A 13,073-nucleotide genomic window follows, 5' to 3' on the forward strand; every position below is an offset into this window, starting at 1 on the left:
CGCATTCTAAGCGCCGCCGGGCGCGGTGTCGCGCGCGGGCGCTCAATCAGGTTAGACGAAACGGCGAGGTTATACGCAGCCGCGCTGTCAAAGGCCAGCAGCGGTGTCCGACGATGTTTTACCCCGGATTACGATCATGGGGTTTCCGGGAGTCTGGCGATCACCTTGATCTCGAACTGAAACCCGGCCAGCCAGGTCACGCCCACCGCAGTGATCGTCGGATACGGTGCGCTGCCCCAGAACTCCGGTACCACTTCCCAGATGGTTTCGAAGGTCGATTGTGGATCGATCATGAACACCGTGACGTCCACCGCGTCGGCGAAGCTGCAACCGGCGGCATCGAGGATCGCATTGAGGTTATTGAACGCCAGGCGCACCTGGTTCTGCAGATCCGGCTCGGGCGAACCATCTTCACGGCTGCCGACTTGCCCCGAGACGAACAGAAAACCGTTGGAACGAATCGCTGGCGAATAACGATGGCGCTCGTAAAGCGCATGGCGGGCTGGCGGGAAAACGACGTCGCGCTGGGTCATGGGTGTCTCCATCATTGTTTGGTGGTTGTTGATGGAGTGACTGTAGGGGCTTGCGCAGTGGCGATAAACGCGCAAGCTTGGCGTTCACTGTTTGCAGATTCCAAACAATCCGAGGGTGCAAAGTGGACCGTTTCGATGCAATGCAGGCGTTCGCCCGGGTGGTCGAGGCGGGCAGTTTTACCAAGGCCGCCGAGACCTTGCACATGAGCAAGACCACCGTGACCCAACTCGTGCAGCAACTGGAGGCACGGCTGCGGGTCAGGTTGCTCAATCGCACCACGCGCAAGGTCAACGTCACTGCCGATGGTGCAATCTATTACGAGCGAGTGATCAAGCTGTTGGCCGATATGGACGACGCCGAAACCAGTCTGTCCGGCGCCTCGGCATTGCCCAGAGGACGCTTGCGCGTAGATGTGCCGAGCCCGCTGGCGAGGCTGATTCTGGTGCCGGCATTGCCTGAGTTTCATGCGCGTTATCCGGACATTCAGATCGATATGGGTGTCAGCGACCGCATCGTCGATATCATCGATGAGAACGTCGATTGCGTGGTGCGCGGCGGCGAATTGCTTGATCAGTCACTGATGGCGCGGCGGGTGGCCGATCTTCAGCTCGGGGTTTTCGCCGCGCCGGATTATCTGGCCCGCGCTGGCACGCCGCAGCATCCACGCGAGCTGGAGGACTCGCATCATCGGGTGGTCGGTTTTCTCTGGGCGCGCACCGGCAAACCCGTGCCTTACGCCTTGCGCAATGGCAGCGAACACCTGCAGATCAAGGGCCGCCACGTGCTCGCCGTCGATGACGGCAACGCATACCTTGCGGCAGGTCTGGCCGGCATGGGCGTGCTGTGGTTACCCAGGTACATGTCGCACGCGCATCAGACTCGGGGTGAGTTGGTGCCGCTGTTCGAGGACTGGCAACTCGAGCCGATGCCGCTCTACGTGGCGTACCCGCCGAACCGGCATATCAGCCAAAAGCTAAGGGTATTTATCAATTGGATCGTGGAATTGATGGCGCACCATGGCAATGGCCCGGAACTTGCTGAGCCGCGCTCCGGGACTGTCAAATAACTAACGAATAACGCCAACCATGACAGTCGCTTGCTCTGGATGCACCGCTATTCACTCAAGGAGCGTCACCCGTCATGAATATGTATATCGATATTGTCGGTGCGTGCAATTTAAGCTGCCCTTCGTGCCCGATGGGCAACTCGGAAAACGTCAACTTCAAGAAAGCCATGCAAGTCGACATGTTCCGCAAGATCGTCGAGAAGGCCCGCAACGAAGGAGTCGAGACGATCTTTCTGTACAACTGGACCGAGCCGTTGATCCACCCGCGAATCGGTGAGTTTGTCGAGATCATCAATGCCGCCGGTTTGCAGAGCGGTATCAGTTCCAACTTGAACCTGGCCAAGAACATGGAAACCGCCATGCTGGCCAACCCGTGGTTCTTCCGTATTTCGTTGTCCGGGTTTTACCAGGAGACTTACCAGCAGGGGCACGTGGGCGGCGACATTGAAGTGGTCAAGGCCAACATGATCAAACTGCATGAACTCAAGCAGCAACATGGCTTGAGTACGCGCATCGAGGTTTACTACCACCGTTATCTGGACAACATGGAAGAAGAAGGGCTGATGCGCGAATTCAGCCAGAGTCTGGGTTTCGAGTTCTCCACCGGGTATTCAGTGATGATGCCGCTGGAGAAAACGCTGGCGCTGATCGAGCGCGACCCTTCGGTGACGGATACCGATCATGAAACCCTGAAAAGGCTGGCGCTGCCGCCCTTCGACGATCTGGTCAATCTGGTCCGTCAATATCCCAAGCAAGCGTGCTCGCTCAAGGATGACTGGCTGGTGCTCGACTGCAACGGCAATACCGTTTTGTGCTGTTCCGTTTTCAATCAGACCGAATACCAGGTCGGCAAGTATCTGGACATGCCTCTGGCGCAATTGACCGGCCTGAAGTCCACCCAGAAAAATTGCGTCGACATGTGCAATCGCTGCGCAAAAAACGGCTTGCACATCTACTCGACCCAATCCAATCGGGGGCCGCTGGAAAGTCACGCCGTCAACCGCATTATCGACTTCCAGCGGCGCACGATCATGGGGCTGCCGGTCGAAAGCGAAAAGCTTGGGCGAACCGGCGAAGTCAGTGCGGAGAACTTCGACGAAGCGCAATACCTGCATATGAACCAGGACGTCAAAAACGCGATTTCCACGGGCGCGTTCACCAGCGGTTATCAGCATTACGTGCTGTTCGGTCGTCTGGAAGGCCGGCTCGGTGCGGGTTATCTCACGGTCGTCTGACCGTGCGGATCAGGTCCCGCCAATTCAGTTGCCACAAGCGTGATTGACTCTTTGGCCCATCAAGCCAACTATCGGCGCATAACAACATGACCGATGGGCCAGACCTTGATCGAACGACGTCAATTCAGCGGAGGCATGAAGGGCAAAAACCTCCGCTATCTGAATGAGCAAGCCGCCGAGACCCGCATCACCCGCACCGGTTTCCTGTTGCTGGAACACTTTTCGCTGCCGGCCTTCACCCAGGCGCTGGACACGATCATCACCGCCAACCTGTTGCGCGCCGGACTGTTCAGCTCGCGCACGTTCGGACTGGGCGAGGGTGAAGTGATCAGCGATCTGGGGCTGGTGATTCGCCCGGATGCGCGGATTGACGCCGCCAGCCTTGCGGATCTGGACTTGCTGGTGGTGTGTGGCGGCTACCGCACCGAGCTGAAGGCCAGTGAAGAGTTGATCAGCCTGCTGCGCGCGGCGGCGGAGCGCGGGGTCAGTCTGGCCGGTTTGTGGAACGGTGCGTGGTTTCTCGGCCGCGCCGGGCTGCTCGATGGTTATCGTTGCGCGATCCACCCGGAACACCGTCCGGCACTCACGGAAATTGCCAAGGCCACCCAGGTCAGCAGTGAACCTTATGTGATCGATCGCGACCGGCTCACCGCGTCGAGCCCGTCCGGGGCTTTCCATATGGCGCTGGACTGGATCAAGAGTCTGCACGGCAAGGCGCTGGTCGAAGGCATCGAGGACATTCTGGCGTTCGAGGAATCGCGGTATCGGCGGATCAAACCGGATGAAAACCTCTGCGTCAGTGCACCGTTGCGCGAGGTGGTCAAGCTGATGGACGCCAACCTCGAAGAGCCGCTGGAGCTGGAGCAACTGGCGGTGTACGCCGGTCGCTCGCGGCGACAACTGGAGCGTTTGTTCAAGGAGCAACTGGGCACCACGCCGCAGCGCTATTATCTGGAACTGCGCATTACCGAAGCCCGGCGCCTGTTGCAGCACACCGAGCTGTCGCAGATGGAAGTGCTGGTGGCCTGCGGTTTCGTTTCGCCGAGCCATTTCAGCAAGTGCTACAGCGCATTTTTCGGTTATCGCCCGTCCAGGGAAAAACGCCTGGTCAAATAGACCGAGGCGTTTTCTGCCTTCGACCTCAGAGGTGATCGGCGTCTATCACCGCCTGAGCAAACGCCTGCGGATCTTCCTGCGGCAGGTTGTGGCCGATGCCGCCGTTGATCAGGCGGAACTGGTACTTGCCGGTGAAACGCTTGGCGTAATCCTCAGGCGCCGGGTGCGGCGCGCCGTTGGCATCGCCCTCGAGGGTGATGGTCGGCACGCTGATGGATGGGGCGCTGGCGAGTTTCTGCTCCAGCGCCGCGTATTGCGGTTCGCCCTGCACCAGGCCCAGACGCCAGCGGTAGTTGAACACGGTGATTTCGACGTGATCGGGGTTTTCCAGCGCTTTGGCGCTGCGGTCGAACGTGGCGTCATCGAAGGCCCATTTCGGTGAGGCGAGCTGCCAGATCAGCTTGGCGAAGTCGTGGGTGTTTTTACGGTAACCGTCCCGGCCACGGTCGGTGGCGAAGTAGAACTGATACCACCACTGCAATTCGGCCTTGGGCGGCAACGGATTTTGCCCGGCAGCCTGATTGCCGATCAGGTAGCCGCTGACTGACACCAATGCCTTGACTCGCTCCGGCCACAGCGCCGAGACGATATCTGCCGAGCGCGCGCCCCAGTCGTAGCCACCGAGCACCGCTTGCTTGATGTTCAGGGCATCCATGAAGTCGATCACGTCGCTGGCCAGCGCTGCAGGCTGGCTGTTGCGCAGTGTCTGATCGGAGAGGAAATGCGTGTCGCCATAACCCCGCGCATACGGCATCAGCACCCGATACCCCTTGGCGGCGAGCAACGGCGCGACCTCGTCATAACTATGAATGTCGTACGGCCAGCCGTGCAGCAGAATCACCACCGGCCCCTGCGCCGGGCCGGTTTCGGCGTAGGCCACATCCAGCAGCCCGGCCTTCACATGCTTGAGCGGGCCGAACGGCGAGGGCGCGGAATAGCTGACGTTGTGGTCGCCGGTTGCCGGCTGCGCGGCGGCGGCCGTTGGCATTTGCGTCGCCGCCAGCGCGCCGAACAGCGCCACGGCGAGGATGTTCGTGCGGCTGAATGCTGCGTTTTTCATGCTGAAGACTCCTTGGCAATCCTGTCGAGGGGCAGGTGCGGGCTGAGCCCGGCAAACCTTGCAGGCATTTGAACGCCGGCACGTATCTGGCCTATGTCGAAAAAGCGCGGTGATTCAAGTTCATGTATCGCCGGGGCATCTGTACACACTGTGATACACAGCCGGTGTGCTTTGTATGGCCGTGTATCCAGCTCTGCACGTGATACACGGCGAGACCAAACGCGGGTTTTTCGACACATCGCCGCTACACCCGGCAGTCACAGTGCAGGCCTTCACACCATGACTGTCGAGAGGGCATTTGCATGCAACGCACACTGATTCTGGCCACTGTGGCCGCACTGGTTTCATTCACCTGCCTGGCGCAGGCGGCAGACGCTCAGGCCATGAGCTGGCAGCAGGGCTTGAGCCGTACCGACCTGATTCGTCAGGACCTGGGCGCCGCGGATCGCGAGGTGATACAGGCACGTATCGATTTCGAACCGGGTGTCACCGCGCCGCGGCATGCGCATCCGGGTGTCGAAGTGGCGCACGTGCTCAGCGGCACGCTCGAGTATCAACTGGAGGGGCGGCCGGCGGTCACGCTAAAGGCCGGTGACTCGCTGTTCATCCCGGCAGGCGTGGCCCATGTGGCGAAGAACGTCGGCCAGGACCAAGGCGTGGAACTGGCGACCTATGTGGTGAAAAAGGGCCAGCCGCTGCTGCAGCTGAAACCGTGATCGGGCTTATCTGGCGCGCAGCAACTTGCGGTAATCCACTGGCGAAATCCCGCGGGCCTGACGGAAGGAATGGCTGAAAGAACTGGCCTGCGAGTAACCCAGCATCAGGGCGATGTTCATGATGCTGGTCTCGGTGCGGCGCAGGTAATGGTCGGCCAGTTCCATGCGCATGGTTTCCAGCACCTGATTGAAGTTTTCCCCTTCGGCCGCCAGTTTGCGCTGCAAGGTGCGCGGCGAAATCGCCAACTGCCGGGCCAGACTTTTCAAGCTGAAATCGCCGGTCGGCAATTGCTCGGTGAGCAGCGCGCGCAATCGATCTGTGACCGAAAACGCCGGATACGACAGGCACAACTGCCAGTCGGCCTCCAGCAGCATGCTGCGATGCATGCGCGGGTCGGCGCCCTGGATCCGCGTTGAGAGCGTCGACTCGGCAAACACCAGCGCATTGCAACCGGCCTCGAACTGCACCGGACAACCAAAGAAGTGTTCATACAGCGCCGGTTCGCCTACCGCCGAATGCATCATCCGCACTTCCAGCATCGGCTGATTACTCGCGATCAACCAGCGGCCGAACGCTGCCCAGCCGACCATCAGCGCTTCCTGATGCAGGGCGCAGTAAGGCTCCAGCTCGCTGATGCGTTGATCTTCGAGGGTCACGCGGCCGTCGCCGATGACGATCCGGGTCTGACTGGACGGACTGTCGTAAACGATCTTGCCGAAACGCAGAATCATGTTCAGCGACTCGCCCAGTGTCGCGCTGGTCATCAGCACATAACCCAGCACGCCATAGGTGCCCGGGCGCACGGCGGCGCCGACCAACAGGCCGAAATGCGGCAGGTTGCTGCTGAGCGCCGCCAGTTCCAGCAAGGCACGCAGTTGGCGCATGGGAATGCGCACGATCGAGTCGGACAACTGCTCGCGTGAGAGTCCGGTCTGCTGCAACAGCCAGTCGCCATCGCAGCCGTATTGTTCGGCGACATCAAGGACGTGGTTAACGAAGGCAGCGCTGGAAGTGGCGGGTCGCATGGGGGGAGGGGAAGTCCGGTAATCCGGTGATCTTGCTTTTCCGAAAGGTGAAGAAAGCGACGTCGCCAAGGCGCGCGGCGTCAATAGACCCTACATGCGCCCGATCACCGGAATACCGGTGCCAGTGACGGCCGACGCTTGTTCCGAGATCAGAAACAGAATGACCGCCGCCAGTTGTGCGGGCGTCACCCAGCGCTGGTGCTCGGCGTCGGGCATGGCTTCACGGTTTTGCGGGGTGTCGAGCACGCTCGGTAACACGGCATTGACCGTGATGCTCATGTCCTTGAGTTCTTCGGCGAGGCTTTCGGTCAGGCGCAAAACGCTGGATTTCGACGCGGCGTAAGCGCCCATGCCCAGCCCGGCCTTCGCCGCCATGCTCGATCCGATATTGACGATGCGTCCCGCCGAGGATTGCAGCAGCAATGGCAGCAAGGCTTTGCTGGCGTTCAATGCGGTTCGAAGGTTCAGCGAGTAGAGCCGATCCCAGGCCTCTATCGCACTGCCCAGCAACGGCTCCCACGCATAGCCGCCGGCGCCGTTGACCAGGGCGTCGAGGCGTCCGAAATAGCGGTTGATCTGGTGAGCGACTGCCTGGCAATCGGCAAGGGAGGTCAGATCGATGCCGGACAGGACCAGTCGATTGTGGGAACTGGGCATCGCCATCGTCGCCTGATCGATCAGCACCAGATCCGCGCCCTGGGCTGCGGCCATGTCCGCCAGGGTCTCGCCGAGATTCCCCAGGGCGCCGGTAATCGCCACAACGCGCCGTGAGAGTGACTGAGTCATCAAGAGTCCTTTCCTTTTTAAGGGCGCATACTCTAATGATATCGGTGGCCCGTGGCATGCTTTTGGATGTCAACTTGTTGTGCAAAAGTGCCAAAATTTTATGCTTGGCAACACATCACGAAAGGGTCGTGAAACAGGCGTCAGAAAGTTGGCTTCTGACGGTGGGCGCCAAGCGGATTCTGAAAGCCTGGCGATGGTTTGGTCTGGCATTCTTGTCGCTGTTTCGCCAAGCGCTAAGCCTGTCCTGAAGTCTTTAGCACGCTTTTTCCGGACGACGCAGCGCAAATCGGAAGTATGTCTTTTTTGCGCGACATAATCTGTTGCTGCAGCAAGCCAGTGGTGCTTGTATCCTTGCGCGCGACAAGGACACGCGGCTGCAGTCATCGAGTCGGTCGACCCGCCGCAGGAACGGAAACCGGACTTTCCCAAAGGTAGTAATGTGAAGCGTGATACCCGCCTGGTTGTGCTTTTGTTGTTGGTGATCGGTTGTTCCCTCGGGTCACTGACGGTGTGGAAAGTGCTGGCCTCTCGAGAGCGCGCACTGGAGGAGGTAAACGTTCATGGCCTGAACCTGACCCAGGCGCTGGCGACTTATTCCGAAGGGATCGTTCGCCAGAGTTCGTTGCTGCTGCTCGGGATCGTCGAACGTCTGGAAACCGAAGGCAGTGGCCCCGCGCAGATCCAGCGTCTGAGCGCACTGGTCAATCGCCAGGAACCGCTGATGCCGCAGCTCAGCGGCATCACCATCTACGACAATCAGGGCCGTTGGCTGATGTCCTCCAACCGACCGATTCCGGCCGGGGCCAACAGCAGTGATCGTGTTTATTTCATACATCATCGTGACGACCCGAGCCGCGAGACCTTTATCGGTCCGCCGATCCAGAGTCGCTCCAATCAGGAGTGGGTGATCACCGTCAGCCGCCGTTTCAATGATGCGCACGGCGAGTTTGCCGGGGTGGTGGCGGTGACCCTGGGTATCGAAAACTTCCTGCGCCTGTTCGGCAAGATCGACGTCGGGCAGGACGGGGCCATCGGCTTGTCCTACACCGACGGTACGTTGCTGGTGCGCTATCCCTTCCGCGAGCAGGACATGGGCCGCAATTTTTCCAAGTCGCCCATCTATGAGAAGTATCTGGTCGATCGATCGGTCGGCACCGCGTCATTTACTTCCAGCCTCGATGGCGTCGAGCGGCTCTATGCCTTCCGCAAGAGCGACCGGCTGCCGCTGATCACCACCGTCGCCCTCGGCAAACGCGAAGCCCTTGCTGCGTGGCGCATGGAGGCCTGGCTGTCGGCAGTGGTGGTCGCGGGGTTGCTGGGGCTTACCGGGCTCATCGGCTGGTTTCTGATTCTCGATATTCGCAGGCGTACCAGGGCTGAAGATCAATTGCGCGGGACGCAGCAGCAGTTGCTTTCCTCCAATCGTCAGCTTGAGTTACTGGCGATGAAGGACGCCCTGACCGGCCTGGCCAACCGGCGCTGCTTCGATGAAAGCCTCGCCATGGAAGCCCGGCGCGCACAACGTGACGGCACGACGCTGGCGTTGCTGATGATCGATATCGATTACTTCAAGCTGTTCAACGACTCGTTCGGGCATGTCGCCGGCGATGCCTGCCTGCAGAAGGTCGGCACAATCCTCGAAGGTTGTGTGCGGCGCCCGTCGGATCTGGTGGCGCGTTACGGCGGCGAGGAGCTGAGCGTGATCATGCCGGCCACCGACAGTGACGGTGCTGCAGTGGTCGCGCAGTTGATCCTCGAACGCTTGGAGCAAGCGAACATCGCACACCCGTCCAGCCCATTCGGCCGGCTGAGTGTGAGTATCGGCATCGCTACGGCCTCGGGGGCCCAACTGCAATCCTTGCAAGGGTTGATCGAGGTCGCCGATCAGGCGCTGTATAACGCCAAGACGCTGGGGCGTAACCGGTTTGTGAAGTGATTGGTGGGCATTAATCCGATAGATCGCCGTCGGGCTGACTTTCACGCCGGGCGGCGAACCCGCTGGGTGTCTCTTGATGGCGGACACCCAAACTGGCGACTGAATTGCGACGGGCTTTCGTAGCCCACTCGATAGCAGGCACTCGCCCCATCCAGCCCTTCGCCGAGCTCGCAGCCCGCGCTATCTCGGATGATTTGCGCCAGAAAACGGACAAGATCCGCGTCACGGTGGTGTGCCCGGGCGTCGTCGAGTCATTTATCGAGGCCGCAACGAAAACCATCTGTCGCGCCGTCAGTCGCCGCCGCTGAACACTCCAGAACCGCAGCCCTCTACCGACTTACAAGTCCGGGGGTAATGACCATGAGCGACATTCGCAAAGAGCAGGCGTTGGCCGCCTGGCGAAAATTACTGGAAGAGCCAGAGATCCGTATGGACGCCGAGGATCAATACGACGAGTTGCTGAAAATGGCCGACACCATGGAGCAGGAAGGGCTGATTACAGCAACAGAATGGCGCCAGTTGGTGCGCAAGGCCGGCGCGAGGTTCGCCCAGGCCACCGAGGGGCTTTCGGGCGGAACCTGAGAATTTGGCGGGGCAGGGCGCAGAGCGACGGTGCCGCATTGACAGCGGCAACTGTTGTTAATAGGAATCTGTATTAATTGCGAATAATTTTGTATAGCATGCGCGGGAGTTTTTTGGCGGATTCACCCCCTGCATTGGCCTATTCGTAAAGGTTTCCCTCTCCATGCGTCGAACCCTGCTTTCCATTTGTGTGCTGCAAGCATTGTCGCCTGCCTCATGGGCTGATCAAACGGGGGCATCACCCTCAACGCTGGAGCTGGACGCTACCGATGTCATCGGTACGGCGAATTACGAAAGGGCGGACGGCCCGGTGCAGGGTTATCGCGCGACGCGCTCGGCCAGCGCCACGCGTACCGACACCTCGATCCATGAAACTGCGCAATCGATCAGTGTCGTCTCGAAGGATGCGGTCGAAGATCTGGGCGCCACCCGATTGCAGGACGCGCTGGACTACGCCGGCGGCGTGGGGCGGGCGAACAACTTTGGTGGTCAGGGTCTGACCACGTTTACCGTGCGTGGCTTCACCACCGGCGAGTTCTATCGCAACGGTTTCCCGATCAACCGCGGCTATCCGAACATGCCGGATGCCAACACAATCGAACGCCTCGAAGTGCTGCGCGGCCCGGCCACCATGCTCTACGGTCGAGGTGATCCTGGCGGCACCTTCAACGTGGTGTCCAAGCAGCCGTTGCCTGAAAGCAGCGTCACCCTGGGCAGCCAACTCAACGATCAGGGCATGAAACGCGGCACGCTTGACGCTTCCGGCCCGCTCGACGAAGAAGGGCGTCTGGCCTATCGCTTGAACGTTGTGGGCGAGGGCGGCGATACTTTCCGCGATCATGTCGAAACCGAGCGCTACGGCATCGCACCGGTGCTCACCTGGCAGGCAACCGACGCGACCAAGCTGATTTTCGAAGGCGATTTCATGCGCAACAACGCGCCTCTGGATCGCGGCCTTACCCGTTACGCAAAACAGACGGGAACCGCTTCGCGCGACAGTTTTTTCGGCGAAAAAGACGCTGGCAAACTGCATAACGACAACAACATGGCGCAACTGCGTTTCGAGCACATGCTCAATGACGACTGGACCCTGGGCGGCGGTTTCCAGTGGCTCGACGGTTCGCTCAAGGGCAACGCAATCGAGGCCAATGGCATTGCCGATGACGGCCGCACTTTGGGGCGCAATTTCAACTATCGCAAGCTGGAGTGGACCGACAAGGATACCCAGCTCAACCTGACCGGGCATTTCGATACCGCGGGTTTGCAGCACACATTGCTCACCGGCATCGAGTACGAGGATTACGACTACAAGTCGATCATCCAGCGCTCCAGCGGCGCCGTCGGTGCGTACCCGATCGACATCTTCGACCCGGTCTACGGCCAGCCGCGCCCGGCGCTCACCCGCACGCCGACGCACGACAAGGAAAACCTCAAGACGTATGCCGCGTTCGTGCAGGATCAGGTGGCGTTGACCGATAAACTCAAGGTGTTGGCCGGGGCGCGTTTCGAGCGCTTCGAACATGACTACGAAACTTACGTGCCCGGTGGCAAGAGCTGGCAGGCCAGTGACAACGCGGTGACTCCGCGCATCGGCGTGACCTATGACCTGACCGAGACATTGGCGATCTATGCCGACACGGCGCGCTCTTTCAAGCCGAACACCGGCGCCAGTCGCCAGGGCGGAGGGTTCGAGCCAGAGAAGGGCAAGTCCTATGAAATGGGACTCAAGTGGGAAGCGCTGGATCAGCAGTTGAGCGTCGACGCGGCGATCTATCAGATCGAAAAACGTAACGTGCTGACCACCGACCCGGTTGACTCGACCTTCAGCGTTGCGGCCGGCGAGGTGCGCAGCCGTGGATTCGACGTCAACGTGGCCGGCAACCTGACGCCCGAATGGCGGGTGATGGGTGGCTACGCCTATGTCGATGCCGAGGTGACCAAGGACAACGTACTGCGCTCTGGCACGCGGCTGATGAACATCCCGAAGAACAGCTTCAGCCTGCTGAACATGTATGAGTTCCAGGACGGCACCTTCAAGGGACTGGGCCTGGGCACTGGCCTCAAGTACGTCGACGAGCGCGCCGGCCAAACCGCCAACACCGCGTTTTCGATGGGCAGCTATACCGTTGTCGACTTGCTCAGCTTCTACAAGATCAATGACAAGGTGCGGCTCAATCTCGACGTGAAAAACCTCTTTGACCGTGATTATGAAGAGGGCGCATTCGGCAACGTCTATGCCTACCCGGGGGCGCCGCGAACCGTGCAGGTCGGCGTTTCCTACACCTTGTAGCAGGGTGGAGCAAAATTCTCACAGGCCACAAATGAAACAGCCCTGAATATTCAGGGCTGTTTCTTGATTATCCGATAACGCTTGAAACGTTCTTGCTGTAGCCGCTGCCGGCCTCCGTCAGATTCGCGTAAAAGATACAGCCGATCAGTCTCGCGAACAGGCCTAACGTATCCGCCAGATCCGGGTCGTCGAAAATCACCGCCCTGGAGTCCAACGCACACAGCGCGCCCCAAAGTTGTCCGTCAGGAAGGAAAATGGGCGCGCCTGCGTAGCTTTCAATCAAATATTGCTTCACCACGGGGCGTGTGGAAAATCTGCCGTCGCGACTTATCTGCGGCACGAAAAGCACCTGAGGGTCTCTGCGAAACTCACTGCACAGCGTGGTTTCCAATTCCAGCGTGTCGCCGGAGTTGATCCCAAGCTCGATCGGATCGTAGGCGGAACAGACGATCCAGTCCGTTTCGGTGAATTTCGCGATCGCCGCGAACCGCGTCCCGGTCATGCGTGTAACAAGCTGCAGAATATTGGTTGTAGCTTCAATTTCAGCGATAGAGGAACGTTCCTCTGCGCTTAGCAACGCTCTGTCAATGGTGTCACTGAGGGGCATGCATTGTTCTCCGGTCATGATTTTTTAAGTTGGCGACTGCTAAACGCTTTTGAAACTGCCCATTTTGATACTAAACAAAATGGATTCGTTCACATCAAAGGTTTCTGATGGCTGCAATA

At 59.7% G+C, this 13,073-nt stretch carries 12 protein-coding genes and 2 pseudogenes; 8 read left to right on the plus strand and 6 right to left on the minus strand.

Annotation, left to right across the window (positions count from 1 at the left end; translation table 11 throughout):
• Positions 1–134: 134 nt before the first annotated feature.
• Complete coding sequence (locus AC3WMV_RS20490) at positions 135–533, minus strand: RidA family protein (protein ID WP_103367575.1); 399 nt, start codon at positions 531–533, stop codon at positions 135–137.
• Positions 534–655: 122 nt separating this feature from the next.
• On the opposite strand from AC3WMV_RS20490, the gene AC3WMV_RS20495 reads away from it, so the two are divergent.
• The 3 genes from AC3WMV_RS20495 (at position 656) to AC3WMV_RS20505 (ending at position 3,951) form a co-directional block, all read left to right on the plus strand.
• Entirely contained in the window at positions 656–1,600 is a 945-nt protein-coding gene (locus AC3WMV_RS20495) for a LysR family transcriptional regulator (RefSeq protein ID WP_103367574.1), read from the plus strand.
• A 74-nt stretch (positions 1,601–1,674) separates the two neighbouring features.
• Positions 1,675–2,835: a radical SAM protein gene (locus AC3WMV_RS20500; protein ID WP_027613826.1), complete on the plus strand. Its 1,161-nt coding sequence runs from the start codon at positions 1,675–1,677 to the stop codon at positions 2,833–2,835.
• A 93-nt stretch (positions 2,836–2,928) separates the two neighbouring features.
• Positions 2,929–3,951 (plus strand): GlxA family transcriptional regulator, encoded by a 1,023-nt coding sequence (locus AC3WMV_RS20505; RefSeq protein WP_103367573.1) that lies wholly within the window; start codon positions 2,929–2,931, stop codon positions 3,949–3,951.
• Positions 3,952–3,976: 25 nt separating this feature from the next.
• Here the strand turns inward: AC3WMV_RS20505 and AC3WMV_RS20510 are convergent, their stop codons facing one another.
• A complete protein-coding gene (locus AC3WMV_RS20510; protein WP_103367572.1) occupies positions 3,977–5,011 on the minus strand; it encodes an alpha/beta fold hydrolase in 1,035 nt (344 codons plus the stop codon).
• A 302-nt stretch (positions 5,012–5,313) separates the two neighbouring features.
• On the opposite strand from AC3WMV_RS20510, the gene AC3WMV_RS20515 reads away from it, so the two are divergent.
• Positions 5,314–5,727, plus strand: a complete 414-nt coding sequence (locus AC3WMV_RS20515) for a cupin domain-containing protein (RefSeq protein ID WP_103367571.1) — start codon at positions 5,314–5,316, stop codon at positions 5,725–5,727.
• 6 nt (positions 5,728–5,733) lie between these two features.
• On the opposite strand, the gene AC3WMV_RS20520 is transcribed toward AC3WMV_RS20515, so the two are convergent.
• Together AC3WMV_RS20520 and AC3WMV_RS20525 are read right to left on the minus strand one after the other, a co-directional pair.
• Entirely contained in the window at positions 5,734–6,753 is a 1,020-nt protein-coding gene (locus AC3WMV_RS20520; protein WP_027613830.1) for an AraC family transcriptional regulator, read from the minus strand.
• 90 nt (positions 6,754–6,843) lie between these two features.
• Positions 6,844–7,539, minus strand: coding sequence for an SDR family NAD(P)-dependent oxidoreductase (locus tag AC3WMV_RS20525; RefSeq protein WP_027613831.1), 696 nt, complete (start codon positions 7,537–7,539; stop codon positions 6,844–6,846).
• Between the two features lie 439 nt (positions 7,540–7,978).
• Here AC3WMV_RS20525 and AC3WMV_RS20530 point away from each other — a divergent pair, with 439 nt between their 5' ends.
• On the plus strand, positions 7,979–9,475 hold the full coding sequence (locus tag AC3WMV_RS20530; protein WP_103367570.1) for a sensor domain-containing diguanylate cyclase: 1,497 nt from the start codon (positions 7,979–7,981) through the stop codon (positions 9,473–9,475).
• Between the two features lie 41 nt (positions 9,476–9,516).
• Here AC3WMV_RS20530 and AC3WMV_RS20535 read toward each other — a convergent pair.
• Positions 9,517–9,642: pseudogene (locus AC3WMV_RS20535) on the minus strand (AraC family transcriptional regulator CmrA); the annotation flags it as partial.
• Between the two features lie 3 nt (positions 9,643–9,645).
• On the opposite strand from AC3WMV_RS20535, the pseudogene AC3WMV_RS20540 reads away from it, so the two are divergent.
• From AC3WMV_RS20540 to AC3WMV_RS20550, 3 genes and pseudogenes are all read left to right on the plus strand, one after another.
• Positions 9,646–9,729 (plus strand): annotated as a pseudogene (locus AC3WMV_RS20540) (oxidoreductase); the annotation flags it as partial.
• Positions 9,730–9,835: 106 nt separating this feature from the next.
• On the plus strand, positions 9,836–10,057 hold the full coding sequence (locus AC3WMV_RS20545; protein ID WP_027613838.1) for a hypothetical protein: 222 nt from the start codon (positions 9,836–9,838) through the stop codon (positions 10,055–10,057).
• Between the two features lie 163 nt (positions 10,058–10,220).
• A complete protein-coding gene (locus tag AC3WMV_RS20550) occupies positions 10,221–12,347 on the plus strand; it encodes a TonB-dependent siderophore receptor (RefSeq protein WP_103367569.1) in 2,127 nt (708 codons plus the stop codon).
• Between the two features lie 67 nt (positions 12,348–12,414).
• On the opposite strand, the gene AC3WMV_RS20555 is transcribed toward AC3WMV_RS20550, so the two are convergent.
• Positions 12,415–12,954, minus strand: a complete 540-nt coding sequence (locus AC3WMV_RS20555) for a GAF domain-containing protein (protein WP_027613840.1) — start codon at positions 12,952–12,954, stop codon at positions 12,415–12,417.
• Between the last annotated feature and the right edge of the window lie 119 nt (positions 12,955–13,073).

The sequence above is a fragment of the Pseudomonas sp. FW305-3-2-15-E-TSA4 genome, assembly GCF_058787295.1.